Origin of the sequence: Vibrio ostreae (genome assembly GCF_019226825.1) — a bacterium.
GTDB lineage: Bacteria > Pseudomonadota > Gammaproteobacteria > Enterobacterales > Vibrionaceae > Vibrio > Vibrio ostreae.
The window spans coordinates 2,483,241-2,499,835 of the sequence record NZ_CP076643.1 but is presented as its reverse complement, the minus strand read 5'-3'; the positions used below and the strand labels follow the sequence as shown (position 1 = coordinate 2,499,835).

Here is a 16,595-nt window from a genome sequence, read left to right as displayed (position 1 = left end):
GCTTTTGGGTTGCCATGATCCTTTTGCTGCTTTAGCTGGCAAGCAGGGTCAATGGCCAGCCGATATCGGTCTGGCGGTTAGCCTCCAGTTCCAGTTCGGCATACGTCAGCGGGTTGGCCTGCAGCCACGCATTGCTGATACTCAGGGTCAGTTTGTCGCCTTCTGCACTGAGGGCAAACTCCGGCTCCAGCGCCGGGTTACGACGATGGCTGAGGATGACCGCGAGACGGAACAGGCGCAGCACCCGTTTACTGCTACTGCTCGACAATGCATGTTGCTCCGGCAGTGAAGTCAGTTGCTCACGGTAACGGCGTGCCAGCTCCCCCAGGTAGTGTTTCTGGGCACGGGTAAAACCGGGCAAATCAAGATGCTGTAGCAGATAGGCACTGTGCTCGCCGCCTTTTTTAAAGTCGATCGACAAACCGATTTCGTGTAACTGGGCGACACTGCGCAGCAGCATCTCGGCCTGCGGTTCACCGACCCACTCATCGCCGCCGCACTGCGCAAGCAGTTTACTGGCCAGAGTGGCGACCTGGTCGGCATAAGTTTCATCCAGCTGGTAACGGCTCTGTACACTGGTGATGGTGCGGGCTCGGATATCATCCTGGCGCAGGCCAGCGACCATTTCATACACCAGCCCTTCACGCAGCGCACCACCGGCCAGGGTCATCGCTTCAATATTAAGTGATTCAAACACCGCGATCAGAATCGACAAACCGCTTGGGAATACCAGGGCACGTTCCAGAGTCAGGCCTTCGATTTCCAGCTCTTCGAGATGGTCCGACAGCATGGCCTGCTTTTGCAGTCGCTTCAGTTTGGCTAAAGTTATGACTTCATCCATCCCCTGTGCCAGCATGATTTCCTGCAGTGCCTGCACAGTACCGCTGGCACCGACGCACACATCCCAGCCCAGAGCGGTATACTGCTCCAGGATTGGCTCCAGCATCTGCTTGGCCGCGTGGATGGCGTTATTGAAATTGGTGCTGTTGAGCTGGCGATCCTTAAAGTGCCGCTCCAGCCAGGTTACACAGCCCATTTTCAAACTGGTCAGTGCCTTTGCCTCAAACCCTTCACCGATAATCAGCTCTGTGCTGGCGCCGCCGATATCAACGACCAGCCGACGTCCCATGCCTCCGGAGGTATGGGCGACACCTTTATAGATGGTCGCCGCTTCTTCCTCACCCGAAATGACTTCAATCGGATGGCCGAGAATGGTATTGGCTCTGGCTAGAAACGCATCCACATTGGTCGCGGTACGCAGAGTCGCGGTACCGACGATACGGATATTCTCATCAGGAATATCCTGCAGACGTTCGGCAAACAGGCTCAGGCAATCCCAGCCACGTTGCATCGCTTCTTGGCTCAGCGCATTGTGCTCGTCCAGACCAGCTGCCAGGCGAACTTTACGCTTGATTTTGGCCATGGTCTGAACGCTGCCCTCAATGTGGCGCACAATCAGCATGTGAAAGCTGTTCGACCCGAGGTCGATAGCCGCATACAGCGGTGAAGAGACGGCTTGACTCATAGACGGCTTACGAATCCTTTTTCTGGTTCTGGTTCTGGTTCTGGTTCTGGTTCTGGTTCTGGCGGTTGCGCGGCGGACGCGAACGGCGCTGCGATTTACCACGGTTGTTATTGTTGCCTGAGCGAGAGCCACCAGTGTTGGTACGACGCTGCTGAGTAGAACGCATGGTCAGCGGTTTTGGCAGATCAGTCAGCAGAGCTGAAGGATCGTATTCGGAAACCGGGATAGTGTGTTCGATGTACTCTTCGATACCCGGCAGGTTAATCGCGTACTCTTCACAGGCAAAGCTGAGTGAGTTACCGCTTTCGCCAGCGCGACCGGTACGGCCGATACGGTGTACGTAGTCTTCGCTGTCATCCGGCAGATCGTAGTTAAACACGTGGGTTACCTGCGGAATATGCAGACCACGGGCAGCCACGTCGGTAGCAACCAGTATATCCACTTCACCTTTGGTGAACTGCGCCAGAATACGCTCACGTTTTTTCTGTGGTACGTCGCCGGTCAGCAGACCAACACGGTGCCCGTCGGCAGCCAGGTGGCCCCAGATCTGTTCACAGCGGTGTTTGGTGTTGGCGAAAATGATGGCGCGATCCGGCCACTCTTCCTCGATAAGTGTCTGCAGCAGCGACATTTTGTGCTCATTCGACGGGTAGAACAGCTCTTCTTTAATGCGGTGTCCGGTTTTCTGGGTAGGTTCCACCACCACGTGTTCCGGATTGTGCATGTGTTCGAAGGCCAGCTCCTGCACACGGTACGACAGTGTTGCAGAGAACAGCATGTTGAGACGGTCTTTGGCTTCCGGCATGCGACGGAACAAGAAACGGATGTCTTTAATAAAGCCGAGATCGAACATACGGTCAGCTTCATCCAGCACGACAGCCTGAATCGCGTTCAGGTTAAACACGCGCTGTTTGTAGAAATCGATGATACGGCCGGTGGTGCCGATCAGAATGTCCACACCTTCCTGCAGTTTACCCAACTGCTTATCATAGCTTTCGCCGCCGTAGGCCAAACCGGCCTTAATACCGGTACTTTCGATCAGTGACTCGGCATCGTTGTAAATCTGAATCGCCAGTTCACGCGTTGGCGCCATGATAATGGCACGCGGCTGCGTTGGCTGACGACCTTCAACAGGTGGTGTTTTCAGCAAATGGTGGAATGTAGCAGTAAGAAACGCGAGCGTTTTACCAGTGCCCGTTTGGGCCTGGCCTGCGATGTCTTGGCCGGCGAGCAGTACCGGCAACGCCGAAGCTTGGATCGGGGTGCAGTATTCAAACCCTTTTTTTTCCAATCCTTCAATGACTTGCGGATGTAAACCGAAGTCGGCGAACTTGTGCTCTGTGATATGCGTCTTTTTCATAGGTATAGAATATCAGCTTAGGCTTGCAATACGGAAGTAAATACATTCCAATAGAGCATCTATTTACTGGTTAGTATGCAACCAGTTCAGAAAAACACACTGGAGTGGAAGATGAGTGATAAAATTGTGCAGCTTTCTGACGATAGTTTTGAAGCAGATGTGATCAAAGCTGCAGGCCCTGTTCTTGTTGATTTTTGGGCAGAATGGTGTGGTCCTTGTAAGATGATTGCGCCTATTCTTGATGAAATCGCTGAAGAGTACGAAGGCAAACTCACTATCGGCAAACTGAACATTGACCACAACGCTGGTACACCACCTAAGTTCGGTATTCGTGGCATTCCAACGCTTCTGCTGTTCAAAGACGGCAGCGTTGCAGCAACTAAAGTTGGTGCGCTATCTAAGACTCAGCTGAAAGAATTCTTGGACGCCAACCTGTAAAAACACGCCCCAAACCGTACATAGCAATATGTGCGGTTTTGTTTTTGGTAAAAAACATTTTCTAGACTAGGCTAATATTTAGTGCTAGTTTATCGCACGTTAATTAAACAAATGTTCACTTCTTGGTCAATCCTGAGACCAAATCCATCTTAACTTAAAAACAGATCCTATTTTGACTAAACAAGTATCCACCACAATGAATCTAACAGAATTGAAGAACAGACCTGTGTCTGATCTTGTGAAACTTGGTGAGAGTCTGGGCCTTGAAAACCTGGCGCGCCTGAGAAAACAAGACATCATTTTCGCCATCCTAAAAGCGCATGCGAAAAGTGGTGAAGATATTTTTGGTGACGGGGTCTTGGAAATTCTTCAAGACGGTTTTGGTTTCTTACGCAGTGCAGACAGCTCATATCTGGCCGGTCCTGACGACATTTATGTGTCACCAAGCCAGATTCGTCGTTTCAACTTGCGTACCGGTGACTCAATAGCTGGCAAAATCCGTCCGCCAAAAGAAGGCGAGCGTTACTTTGCACTGTTGAAAGTGAACACAGTTAACGACGACAAACCGGATAATGCCCGTAACAAGATCCTGTTCGAAAACTTAACGCCGCTGCACGCCAACGAACGTATGGTGATGGAGCGTGGTAACGGTTCGACTGAAGACATCACCGCACGCGTACTCGATTTGGCAGCGCCGATTGGTAAAGGTCAGCGTGGCTTGATCGTTGCTCCGCCGAAAGCGGGTAAAACCATGCTGCTGCAAAACATCGCGCAGAGCATTGCCAGCAACCACCCTGAGTGTGTGCTGATGGTACTGCTGATTGACGAACGTCCGGAAGAAGTGACCGAGATGCAGCGTCTGGTTAAAGGTGAAGTGATTGCTTCGACTTTTGATGAACCAGCTTCTCGTCACGTACAAGTGGCAGAAATGGTGATTGAAAAAGCCAAGCGTCTGGTTGAACATAAGAAAGACGTCGTTATCCTGCTTGACTCTATCACTCGTCTGGCACGTGCCTACAACACCGTGGTACCTTCATCAGGTAAGGTGCTGACTGGTGGTGTGGATGCCAACGCACTGCACCGTCCGAAGCGTTTCTTTGGCGCGGCCCGTAATGTTGAAGAGGGCGGTAGCCTGACTATCATCGCGACTGCGCTGGTGGATACGGGTTCGAAGATGGATGAGGTGATCTACGAAGAGTTCAAGGGTACAGGTAACATGGAACTGCATCTGAATCGTAAGATTGCAGAAAAACGTGTTTTCCCTGCTATCGACTTCAATCGTTCAGGTACCCGTCGTGAAGAGTTGCTGACCAAAACCGATGAGCTGCAGAAGATGTGGATCCTACGTAAGATTGTGCACCCGATGGGTGAAACCGACGCAATGGAGTTCCTCATCGACAAACTGGCGATGACCAAGACCAACGATGAGTTCTTTGACGCCATGCGTCGTCAATAACAATCAACAGGTTAAAAAACACCACCCAATGGGTGGTGTTTTTGTTTGCATTCTGGCCAGTAAGCATCGACAATGGCTGAAATGTTAACAGGAGGTTAATATGCAACAAGGAATGTTGTGCACACTTCTCCTTACTTTTTCACTCAGTATGATGCCCGCCCGGGCGGTGGAAATTTCCCCGCAGCAGCGTGAGCAGTTATTGCAAGACAGCCAGCTGCAACAGAAAGTAGCGGAACTGGTCGAAATGGCGGTGAAGGATGATGTCGATGCGTTGAATTTTGCTCTGCAACGGCTGGCCCTGCCGCAACAGGAAGCGGTGCGTTATCTGCTGTTGCAGCATCTCGATCAGAGCCAACTGGTATTGACACCGTATATGGTCAATTTTATCGAATCGCAGCGTCAGGCGGTTCCGGTCTATCAGACCATGGAGAAAGGAGAGGGCTACGAGTTTTCGGTTCCGGCGTTTGATTACCAGAGCATTGCGAACCGGTTAATCAAGCAGTGGAATCAGGATCAGCGTGTGCTGGATTTGGTGTTTAAAGCCGAGCGCTATGAACTCAACCTGCAGCAGTGGCTATCCGGGCATGAACACCTGGTTCAGGCCAGAGAAGCGCTGCTGATCCGTGAGCTCGGCAATTTGTCTCCGCCTGCGGTCAAAGCGCTGACAGAGCAGCTGACTCAGGCCCCGGTGACCAGTTGGTTACCCACTTCCTCTTTGATGGTGCGTCTGGCACAGGTCAGTGAAGATCCCCAGGTTTACAAACTGTTATGGCTGATGCGCGCCGACTTCTATATTGAGCAGGAGCTGGATCGCCTCGCCCGTCTGGCCCGCCAGGGTGACGAATTTGCCATCGGGCAACTGATGGTGGCGGAGGGTAATCCACGTCTGAAATCCCAGGCTTTGCAGGATCTGGCGCGTCTCAATCCGATGAGTGATGAAGTGAAAGCTTTTCTGGTGTCGCGTCTCGGCCGTGCCGACGATGCGCCGATAGTGGCACAGGCATTGGCCGAGCAGGGTTATCAATCGTGGCTCAACGATCTGCTGGTCAATAACCGTGAGGTCAAGCGACACGCTATCTTACAGGTTCTTTCTCAGTGATGTTTTCGGTTTTCCGGGCACACCTGTGCAGACAAAGGCGTTGTTTATAACGATTCTATACAGCAAAAGGGGGAGCGTAACTCCCTCTTTTTGTTATACTGCCTGCAGATTAACCAGCCATCAGAAGCCCTATGAGTTTTAAGGATTTACGCGAATTTCTCGACCATCTTGAGCAGCATGGTCAGCTAAAACGCATTACTCACCCGATTGACCCTCATTATGAAATGACAGAGATCAGCGATCGCACGCTGCGCGCAGGCGGTCCGGCTCTGTTGTTTGAAAATCCGATTGGTTCCGATATCCCGGTGCTGACGAATTTGTTTGGTACGCCGGAGCGGGTCGCGATTGGGATGGGACGCAGTCATGCCAAAGAGCTGCGTGAAGTAGGTAAACTACTCGCTTATCTTAAAGAGCCAGAGCCGCCACGTGGCTTTAAAGACGCACTGGATAAACTGCCGGTGTTCAAACAGGTCCTCAATATGCCGGCCAAGCGTCTGCGTCAGGCGACTTGCCAGCAGATAGTCTGGCAGGGCGATGAGGTGGACCTGGATAAGATTCCGGTCATGAGCTGCTGGGCTGATGATGTCGCCCCGTTGCTGACCTGGGGCCTGACTGTGACCCGCGGACCAAACAAAAAGCGCCAGAATCTCGGTATTTATCGTCAGCAAAAAATTGCTAAGAACAAAATCATCATGCGCTGGCTGGCTCACCGTGGCGGTGCACTGGATTTGCGTGACTGGATGGAAACCAACCCGGGTGAACCTTTCCCGGTTTCGGTCGCTTTCGGAGCGGATCCGGCCACTATTCTCGGCGCGGTCACACCGGTGCCGGACACCTTATCCGAATATGCGTTTGCAGGTTTGCTGCGCGGCAGTAAAACGGAAGTCGTCAAGTCAATCAGTAATGATTTGGAAGTACCGGCCAGCGCTGAAATTGTGCTGGAAGGTTACATTGACCCGAATGAGTTTGCCGATGAAGGTCCGTATGGCGATCACACCGGTTATTACAATGAGGTCGAGCGGCACCGCGTGTTTACGGTCACCCATGTGACCATGCGGCAAAAGCCGATTTATCACAGTACCTACACTGGACGTCCGCCGGATGAACCTGCGGTATTAGGGGTCGCACTCAACGAAGTATTTGTCCCGATTCTGCAAAAGCAGTTCCCGGAAATTGAGGATTTCTACCTGCCACCGGAAGGATGCTCCTACCGTATGGCGGTGGTGACTATGAAGAAGCAGTATCCGGGTCATGCCAAACGGGTGATGATGGGGGTATGGTCTTTCCTGCGTCAGTTTATGTACACCAAATATGTGATTGTGTGCGATGAGTCGGTCAATGCCCGTGACTGGAGCGAAGTGATTGCGGCCATGACCACCCATATGGATCCGGTGCGCGATACTCTGATGATTGAGCATACGCCGATTGATTCACTCGATTTCGCCTCACCTGTGGTCGGACTGGGTTCGAAAATGGGGCTGGATGCTACGATTAAGTGGGATGCGGAACTGGCGATGTCAGCGCCAGTGAGCACTGCAGAGAAAAGTGACATTCCGGCTGAGGCATTGCAGGCATTTAAACAGCAGCATCCACAAATCATCGATATTCATCTTCCAGCCTCAGCGGATAATCGTTTTGTGCTGGTCTCTATGTATAAAGAGATGGCGGGGCAGTCCAGAGCCGTATTAGATGCGTTGCAAACTTTCGTTGCTGATTATGTTGATGCCAAGTTTGTTGTGCTGTGTGATGAAGACGTCAATATCCATGACTGGCATGACATTATCTGGGCTATTACTACCCGGATGGATCCGGCGCGTGATACGTTACGGATTCCGGCCTGCGACCAGCAGAGTTCGAAACTGTGCCTGGATGCCACCAACAAATATCCCGGAGAGGTTGAACGTGAGTGGGGGACGCCGATTAAAAAGGATCCTAAACTAGTAGCAAAAATCGACCAAATCTGGGACAAATTAGATATCCTATGACCTACACTGTACGTTTGCTTCCGAGTAATATTCAGTTTGAGGTAGAAAAAGGCCAGACGGTGTTGGATGCTGCGCTCAACCAGCATGTTTCATTTCCGCACCGTTGCCAGGTAGGAGCCTGTGCAGCCTGCCTGTGCCGTAAAGTAGAAGGTGAGGTGAGTTACCACCTGGAGCCTATGCTCACAGAGAGGGAGCAAGCCGAAGGATGGGTATTTCCCTGTCAGGCCTTCGCTGAAAGTCATTTAGTACTTACTTTCGAGGAGTAGGTAAGAAGGAAGCTCATGACCATTAAATGTAAAGTAAAGTCTATCCAGCCATTAGCCAGCAACACTTTCCAGATCTTGCTGCACCCGGAAGCACCGGTTGCGTTTAAAGCTGGCCAGTATCTGATGGTAGTTATGGGCGAGAAAGACAAGCGCCCGTTTTCGATTGCCAGTAGCCCGTGTCGCCACGAAGGTGAACTGGAACTGCACATCGGTGCGGCAGAACATAATGCTTACGCGCAGGATGTGGTGAACGCGATGCGTCAGGCGCTGGAAGAAAATGGTGACATCACGATTGATGCACCGCACGGTGATGCCTGGGTAAAAGAAGACAGCGAACGTCCGCTGTTGCTGGTCGCCGGCGGTACCGGCTTTAGCTATGTGCGTTCTATTCTTGATCATTGTGTGGCCCAGAAGAAGAGCAATCCTATCTATCTGTACTGGGGTGGCCGTGATGCGAACCAGCTGTATGCTAAAGATGAACTGACTCAAATTGCCGCTCAATATGACAATGTGCATTTTATTCCGGTAGTGGAACAAGCAGAAGCTAACTGGCAGGGCAAAGTGGGTAATGTGCTTCAGGCCATCAGTCAGGATTTCGAATCACTTGCTGATTACGATATCTATATCGCCGGTCGATTTGAGATGGCGGGCGCGGCAAGAGAGATGTTTACTCAGAACAAACAGGCGCTGAGTGAACGTATGTTTGCGGATGCGTACGCATTTATCTAACTGTGACTACAGCGCAGATAAAGAAAAGAGGGCTAAAATGCCCTCTTTTTCATCATTTCGATGCTTTATTCAGCGAATGGCCGTTTTTTTAAAGTTTTTTGCAAAAAGCCCTTGCGCCATTTTAAAACCTCCCTATAATGCCGCCTCACTGACACGGCAGACGCCGCAAGGCTTCAGCGCTGGTCAGCGAGGTGAAAAGCTTCTGAGAAATAAATTTGAAAAAGTGTTTGACTCTTCAAATTAACTCGCTAGAATGCACCTCCGCTTTGAGAAGAAAGTTTCGAAAGGCAACGCTCTTTAACAATATAAACCTATCAATCTGTGTGGGCACTCGTTGATGATAATCGAAGATGATTCTAAAGAATCAACTTAGGTATCAATGAACTGGGTGACCAATCAAGTCTTCGGACTTGGCACAGTCAATTCATTATCGTTCTGTTGGAACGATAATAGCTTTGAATTACTAAGGTAATTTAAAGTCAGTATTCATTGAGCCTCCCCTAATTATTTAGGGAATCAAATCTTAAATTGAAGAGTTTGATCATGGCTCAGATTGAACGCTGGCGGCAGGCCTAACACATGCAAGTCGAGCGGCAGCGACTTAACTGAACCTTCGGGGAACGTTAAGGGCGGCGAGCGGCGGACGGGTGAGTAATGCCTGGGAAATTGCCCTGATGTGGGGGATAACCATTGGAAACGATGGCTAATACCGCATGATGCCTTCGGGCCAAAGAGGGGGACCTTCGGGCCTCTCGCGTCAGGATATGCCCAGGTGGGATTAGCTAGTTGGTGAGGTAAGGGCTCACCAAGGCGACGATCCCTAGCTGGTCTGAGAGGATGATCAGCCACACTGGAACTGAGACACGGTCCAGACTCCTACGGGAGGCAGCAGTGGGGAATATTGCACAATGGGCGCAAGCCTGATGCAGCCATGCCGCGTGTATGAAGAAGGCCTTCGGGTTGTAAAGTACTTTCAGCAGTGAGGAAGGCGGATGTGTTAATAGCGCATTCGTTTGACGTTAGCTGCAGAAGAAGCACCGGCTAACTCCGTGCCAGCAGCCGCGGTAATACGGAGGGTGCGAGCGTTAATCGGAATTACTGGGCGTAAAGCGCATGCAGGTGGTTTGTTAAGTCAGATGTGAAAGCCCGGGGCTCAACCTCGGAATTGCATTTGAAACTGGCAGGCTAGAGTACTGTAGAGGGGGGTAGAATTTCAGGTGTAGCGGTGAAATGCGTAGAGATCTGAAGGAATACCGGTGGCGAAGGCGGCCCCCTGGACAGATACTGACACTCAGATGCGAAAGCGTGGGGAGCAAACAGGATTAGATACCCTGGTAGTCCACGCCGTCAACGATGTCTACTTGGAGGTTGTGGCCTTGAGCCGTGGCTTTCGGAGCTAACGCGTTAAGTAGACCGCCTGGGGAGTACGGTCGCAAGATTAAAACTCAAATGAATTGACGGGGGCCCGCACAAGCGGTGGAGCATGTGGTTTAATTCGATGCAACGCGAAGAACCTTACCTACTCTTGACATCCTCAGAAGAGACTGGAGACAGTCTTGTGCCTTCGGGAACTGAGAGACAGGTGCTGCATGGCTGTCGTCAGCTCGTGTTGTGAAATGTTGGGTTAAGTCCCGCAACGAGCGCAACCCTTATCCTTGTTTGCCAGCGAGTAAAGTCGGGAACTCCAGGGAGACTGCCGGTGATAAACCGGAGGAAGGTGGGGACGACGTCAAGTCATCATGGCCCTTACGAGTAGGGCTACACACGTGCTACAATGGCGCATACAGAGGGCGGCCAACTTGCGAAAGTGAGCGAATCCCAAAAAGTGCGTCGTAGTCCGGATTGGAGTCTGCAACTCGACTCCATGAAGTCGGAATCGCTAGTAATCGTGGATCAGAATGCCACGGTGAATACGTTCCCGGGCCTTGTACACACCGCCCGTCACACCATGGGAGTGGGCTGCAAAAGAAGCAGGTAGTTTAACCTTCGGGAGGACGCTTGCCACTTTGTGGTTCATGACTGGGGTGAAGTCGTAACAAGGTAGCGCTAGGGGAACCTGGCGCTGGATCACCTCCTTATACGAATGATTATAACGATGAGTGTCCACACAGATTGATATGGTTTAATTAAAGTGAAGAGATTTGTGCCTCTGCCTTTGAATGCGGAGCACTTTGCTGTGTCCCGTTCGTCTAGAGGCCTAGGACACCGCCCTTTCACGGCGGTAACAGGGGTTCGACTCCCCTACGGGATACCACTTTTAAGCATTCTTACGAGTGTGTTTAAAAATGGTTTCTTTCTTTACAGAAAGTCACTCTTGCTCTTTAACAATTTGGAAAGCTGACAAAATAATCTTTTGTTTATTCGTAAACGAAACATTATTTGTAAAGTTCTCAATGTATTCCGAAATGGAATACACCAACAACACATTCAAGTGTGCTTGGTAGAAACTTGTTTAACAAGTTTCAAAATTGAGTCCGGCAAAATCGAAAAGTCTCTCGCTCATTCAAATAATGAGAGACAACGAAACCTTGGTGACTTGGTTCATCAACTCGAAACTCCTTCGGGTTGTATGGTTAAGTGACTAAGCGTACACGGTGGATGCCTTGGCAGTCAGAGGCGATGAAGGACGTACTAACTTGCGATAAGCGTAGATGAGGCAGTAAGAGCCACTTGAGTCTACGATTTCCGAATGGGGGAAACCCACCTGCATAAGCAGGTATCATTAACTGAATACATAGGTTAATGAGGCGAACCGGGGGAACTGAAACATCTAAGTACCCCGAGGAAAAGAAATCAATTGAGATTCCGAAAGTAGCGGCGAGCGAAATTGGATTAGCCCTTAAGCTTTATATACGTCAGGTGAAGGTTCTGGAAAGGACCGCGAAACAGGGTGATAGCCCCGTAGCCGACAGCGTATGTTCAGTGAAATCGAGTAGGGCGGGACACGTGTTATCCTGTCTGAACATGGGGGGACCATCCTCCAAGGCTAAATACTCCTGACTGACCGATAGTGAACCAGTACCGTGAGGGAAAGGCGAAAAGAACCCCTGTGAGGGGAGTGAAATAGAACCTGAAACCGTGTACGTACAAGCAGTAGGAGCACCTTCGTGGTGTGACTGCGTACCTTTTGTATAATGGGTCAGCGACTTATATTCAGTGGCAAGGTTAACCATTTAGGGGAGCCGTAGGGAAACCGAGTCTTAACTGGGCGCACAGTCTCTGGATATAGACCCGAAACCGAGTGATCTAGCCATGGGCAGGTTGAAGATTGAGTAACATCAATTGGAGGACCGAACCGACTAATGTTGAAAAATTAGCGGATGACTTGTGGCTAGGGGTGAAAGGCCAATCAAACTCGGAGATAGCTGGTTCTCCCCGAAAGCTATTTAGGTAGCGCCTCGGACGAATTCTACTGGGGGTAGAGCACTGTTAAGGCTAGGGGGTCATCCCGACTTACCAACCCTTTGCAAACTCCGAATACCAGTAAGTACTATCCGGGAGACACACGGCGGGTGCTAACGTCCGTCGTGGAGAGGGAAACAACCCAGACCGCCAGCTAAGGTCCCAAATTACAGCTAAGTGGGAAACGATGTGGGAAGGCTCAGACAGCTAGGATGTTGGCTTAGAAGCAGCCATCATTTAAAGAAAGCGTAATAGCTCACTAGTCGAGTCGGCCTGCGCGGAAGATGTAACGGGGCTAAGCTGTAAACCGAAGCTGCGGCAATGCGATTTATCGCATTGGGTAGGGGAGCGTTCTGTAAGCCGTTGAAGGTGTGCTGTAAGGCATGCTGGAGGTATCAGAAGTGCGAATGCTGACATGAGTAACGATAAAGGGGGTGAAAAACCTCCTCGCCGGAAGACCAAGGGTTCCTGTCCAACGTTAATCGGGGCAGGGTAAGTCGACCCCTAAGGCGAGGCCGAAAGGCGTAGTCGATGGGAAACGGGTTAATATTCCCGTACTTCTTACAATTGCGATGGGGGGACGGAGAAGGCTAGGTGGGCCTGGCGACGGTTGTCCAGGTTCAAGTGCGTAGGCTTGAGAGTTAGGTAAATCCGGCTCTCTATAAGGCTGAGACACGACGTCGAGTCACTACGGTGATGAAGTCATTGATGCCATGCTTCCAGGAAAAGCCTCTAAGCTTCAGATTGTAAGGAATCGTACCCCAAACCGACACAGGTGGTCGGGTAGAGAATACCAAGGCGCTTGAGAGAACTCGGGTGAAGGAACTAGGCAAAATGGTACCGTAACTTCGGGAGAAGGTACGCTCTTGATGGTGAAGTCCCTCGCGGATGGAGCTGATGAGAGTCGCAGATACCAGGTGGCTGCAACTGTTTATTAAAAACACAGCACTGTGCAAAATCGTAAGATGACGTATACGGTGTGACGCCTGCCCGGTGCCGGAAGGTTAATTGATGGGGTTAGACTTCGGTCGACGCTCTTGATCGAAGCCCCGGTAAACGGCGGCCGTAACTATAACGGTCCTAAGGTAGCGAAATTCCTTGTCGGGTAAGTTCCGACCTGCACGAATGGCGTAATGATGGCCACGCTGTCTCCACCCGAGACTCAGTGAAATTGAAATCGCTGTGAAGATGCAGTGTACCCGCGGCTAGACGGAAAGACCCCGTGAACCTTTACTACAGCTTGGCACTGAACATTGAACCTACATGTGTAGGATAGGTGGGAGGCTTTGAAGACGTGACGCCAGTTGCGTTGGAGCCGTCCTTGAAATACCACCCTTGTATGTTTGATGTTCTAACTCTGGACCGTTATCCGGTTCGAGGACAGTGCCTGGTGGGTAGTTTGACTGGGGCGGTCTCCTCCCAAAGAGTAACGGAGGAGCACGAAGGTGGGCTAATCACGGTTGGACATCGTGAGGTTAGTGCAATGGCATAAGCCCGCTTGACTGCGAGAATGACAATTCGAGCAGGTGCGAAAGCAGGTCATAGTGATCCGGTGGTTCTGAATGGAAGGGCCATCGCTCAACGGATAAAAGGTACTCCGGGGATAACAGGCTGATACCGCCCAAGAGTTCATATCGACGGCGGTGTTTGGCACCTCGATGTCGGCTCATCACATCCTGGGGCTGAAGTCGGTCCCAAGGGTATGGCTGTTCGCCATTTAAAGTGGTACGCGAGCTGGGTTTAGAACGTCGTGAGACAGTTCGGTCCCTATCTGCCGTGGGCGTTGGAAGATTGAAGGGGGCTGCTCCTAGTACGAGAGGACCGGAGTGGACGAACCTCTGGTGTTCGGGTTGTGTCGCCAGACGCATTGCCCGGTAGCTAAGTTCGGAATCGATAACCGCTGAAAGCATCTAAGCGGGAAGCGAGCCCTGAGATGAGTCTTCCCTGACACTTTAAGTGTCCTAAAGGGTTGTTCGAGACTAGAACGTTGATAGGCAGGGTGTGTAAGCGTTGTGAGGCGTTGAGCTAACCTGTACTAATTGCCCGTGAGGCTTAACCATACAACACCCAAGGGGTTTTGATGGACTCAATGACCAGTACATTGAATGTGTAATGAGAACATAAACAGCTTTCCGAATTTTGGAATTGAATTTATTAACTACATCCATGTAGTTAACCCTCCGGGCCGCACTAAAGTGCGTTAAATTTTGTTCCTGACAAAATTTTGCTTGGCGACCATAGCGTTTTGGACCCACCTGATTCCATTCCGAACTCAGAAGTGAAACGAAACAGCGTCGATGGTAGTGTGGGGCCTCCCCATGTGAGAGTAGAACATCGCCAGGCTTTAATTACTTGCTTCAGTTTACTCCTTTTTTAAGGAATAGCCTGAAAGCAAAAACGAGAAAAGACTTTTATAGTCTGACCAATGCGGAGCGGTAGTTCAGTTGGTTAGAATACCGGCCTGTCACGCCGGGGGTCGCGGGTTCGAGTCCCGTCCGCTCCGCCACTTATTCGAAACCCTAGCAGAAATGCTGGGGTTTTGTCGTTTTAAGCTGAGCCAGTTTCATCGCGTTGCGATGACGAGTCCCGGACGTACGCGTCTCCGATGGTGCGTCAGCCCGGCCGTCCGCCACTTATTCTAAACCCTAGACTAGGCGTCCCCGCAGTAATACTGGGGTTTTGTCGTTTAAGTTGAGCCAAATTCATCGCGTTGCGATGACGAGTCCCGCAGGGAGGCCTGCCCGTCGTGTGCGACCCCAGCCGTCCGCTACTTCCTTATCTATTCCTGCCAACATCGAGACCGGAATATCTTGTTATCTGCCCAGGTTATTATTTTAAGTTCTAGACCCTAGACCCTAGACCCTAGACCCTAGACCCTAGACCCTAGACCCTAGACCCTAGACCCTAGACCCTAGACCCTAGACCCTAGACCCTTACAAAAAAGCCCCGGTACTAGGCCAGGGCTATTTACTATGTGATATCGCAGGTATGGGTTAAAGAATCTGTTTCAGTACCCGGTCGGCTTTGAGGCGCATAATCTTGCGGATCAGGCGCTGGACCTGCTCTGGGTAGTTTTCCATCTTCTCTATCTGCTTATAAGTACACACCAGTTGAGTATGTTGCAGGATGTTTTCAATCTCCTGCTCAAAGCGCTCATTCAGATGATGGTGATCATCGGTGATCAGCAGGGCGTTCTCCAGATCCAGTTTCCACGCGCGTGGATTGAGGTTATTACCGGTCAGCAGCATATAACGTTTATCGATCCAGATGCCTTTGAGGTGGAAGCTGTTGTCACCGTCTTTCCACAAGTGAATCGACAGGTTACGGCTGGCGATATTGGCCTCGTTCAGCTTGGCAAAGCGGCGCAGGTTAAGTTCATACAGATAAGGCAGACCACCGATGGTTTTAAAACCTTGCTCTGGCGGAATGTAGAAGTCATTCGCGGTTTTGTCACCCACCACGATATGTACCTTCACTCCACGGCGAATCGCTTTGCGTACCTCTTTCGCGACTCCGCGCGGGAAGTTGAAGTAAGGGGTACAAATAAAGATTTCTTCTTTCGCCTGAGCGATGAGCTGGACTATGTACTGGTTCAGCCGGTTACGGCGTTTACCGATACCAACCAGTGGTGTTACACCAATCTGCTGCTCTGAGACTTTCTCCGGCTCAAACTCGTAGCTTGCCTGGGTTAGCGAAGCACGGAACTGACGAATATCGGCTTTAATCTCTTTGGTACTTGGTTTGCTGTTACATGCCAAATCGTTAACGGCAGGGTGCTCCAGCATCTGTTGCTGGATAAACTTCACCATGCTGTCAGCCAGCGTTTTGTTTTCGAACGTATGGTAGCGGTCAAAACGGTAACGCTCTTTCTTATTCAGATAGACGTTATTCAGGCTGGCACCGCTGTAGATCACTTCATCATCGATGATGAAGCCCTTGAGATGCAGAACACCAAACACTTCTCTGCCCCGCACCGGAATACCGTAGACCGGGATACAGTGGTCATACTGCTGTTTAAAAGACTTGTACATCGCCGCATTACCTTCTGAGGTCGCGGCGCCTATCAGGCCGCGTTGGGCGCGATGCCAGTCTACACAAATACTGATTTGCAACCCGGGGTTGCGCTGCTTCGCTTCATACAGCTCAGTGAGAATTTCACGTCCAGCTTCGTCGTCCTCAAGGTAGAGAGCCACGATATAAATGCGTTTACTCGCCTGACGAATCGACTCAATCAAATGAGTACGAAATTCCTCGGCTGAGAACAAAATACCAAACTTATCCGGATCTTGCGCAATAGTGGGTAGCTGTTCGAATGGATTTCTACGAGCAATCATA

Annotated in this window: 9 protein-coding genes, 2 tRNA genes and 3 rRNA genes; 11 read left to right on the top strand and 3 right to left on the bottom strand. The window is 50.9% G+C overall.

Annotated elements, in window-relative coordinates:
- Positions 1-31: 31 nt before the first annotated feature.
- Positions 32-1,525, bottom strand: coding sequence for a guanosine-5'-triphosphate,3'-diphosphate diphosphatase (gene gppA, locus KNV97_RS17605; RefSeq protein WP_218562451.1), 1,494 nt, complete (start codon positions 1,523-1,525; stop codon positions 32-34).
- A 7-nt stretch (positions 1,526-1,532) separates the two neighbouring features.
- Positions 1,533-2,885 (bottom strand): ATP-dependent RNA helicase RhlB, encoded by a 1,353-nt coding sequence (gene rhlB, locus KNV97_RS17600; protein ID WP_218562450.1) that lies wholly within the window; start codon positions 2,883-2,885, stop codon positions 1,533-1,535.
- A 111-nt stretch (positions 2,886-2,996) separates the two neighbouring features.
- On the opposite strand from rhlB, the gene trxA reads away from it, so the two are divergent.
- The 11 genes from trxA (at position 2,997) to KNV97_RS17545 (ending at position 14,766) form a co-directional block, all read left to right on the top strand.
- Positions 2,997-3,323: a thioredoxin TrxA gene (trxA, locus tag KNV97_RS17595; RefSeq protein WP_136487151.1), complete on the top strand. Its 327-nt coding sequence runs from the start codon at positions 2,997-2,999 to the stop codon at positions 3,321-3,323.
- A 196-nt stretch (positions 3,324-3,519) separates the two neighbouring features.
- Positions 3,520-4,779, top strand: coding sequence for a transcription termination factor Rho (gene rho / locus KNV97_RS17590; protein WP_136487150.1), 1,260 nt, complete (start codon positions 3,520-3,522; stop codon positions 4,777-4,779).
- A 100-nt stretch (positions 4,780-4,879) separates the two neighbouring features.
- A complete protein-coding gene (locus tag KNV97_RS17585) occupies positions 4,880-5,878 on the top strand; it encodes a hypothetical protein (RefSeq protein WP_218562449.1) in 999 nt (332 codons plus the stop codon).
- Positions 5,879-6,009: 131 nt separating this feature from the next.
- The gene (ubiD, locus tag KNV97_RS17580; protein ID WP_218562448.1) at positions 6,010-7,863 is read left to right on the top strand and encodes a 4-hydroxy-3-polyprenylbenzoate decarboxylase; all 1,854 of its coding nucleotides are present in this window, start codon (positions 6,010-6,012) and stop codon (positions 7,861-7,863) included.
- Entirely contained in the window at positions 7,860-8,129 is a 270-nt protein-coding gene (locus KNV97_RS17575) for a 2Fe-2S iron-sulfur cluster-binding protein (protein ID WP_136487147.1), read from the top strand. The genes ubiD and KNV97_RS17575 overlap by 4 nt, the downstream gene beginning before the upstream one ends.
- 15 nt (positions 8,130-8,144) lie before the next feature.
- The gene (fre, locus tag KNV97_RS17570; RefSeq protein WP_218562447.1) at positions 8,145-8,858 is read left to right on the top strand and encodes an NAD(P)H-flavin reductase; all 714 of its coding nucleotides are present in this window, start codon (positions 8,145-8,147) and stop codon (positions 8,856-8,858) included.
- Between the two features lie 525 nt (positions 8,859-9,383).
- Positions 9,384-10,936: ribosomal RNA gene (locus KNV97_RS17565) — 16S ribosomal RNA — on the top strand.
- 100 nt (positions 10,937-11,036) lie between these two features.
- Positions 11,037-11,112: transfer RNA gene (locus tag KNV97_RS17560), tRNA-Glu, on the top strand.
- 317 nt (positions 11,113-11,429) lie between these two features.
- Positions 11,430-14,320 (top strand): 23S ribosomal RNA (locus KNV97_RS17555).
- Between the two features lie 167 nt (positions 14,321-14,487).
- A 5S ribosomal RNA gene (rrf, locus tag KNV97_RS17550) occupies positions 14,488-14,603 on the top strand.
- The 16S, 23S and 5S rRNA genes sit together here with 2 tRNA genes alongside, the layout of an rRNA operon.
- Positions 14,604-14,689: 86 nt before the next feature.
- A tRNA-Asp gene (locus KNV97_RS17545) sits at positions 14,690-14,766 on the top strand.
- 487 nt (positions 14,767-15,253) lie between these two features.
- On the opposite strand, the gene pssA is transcribed toward KNV97_RS17545, so the two are convergent.
- Complete coding sequence (gene pssA, locus KNV97_RS17540) at positions 15,254-16,594, bottom strand: CDP-diacylglycerol--serine O-phosphatidyltransferase (RefSeq protein WP_136487958.1); 1,341 nt, start codon at positions 16,592-16,594, stop codon at positions 15,254-15,256.
- Between the last annotated feature and the right edge of the window lies 1 nt (position 16,595).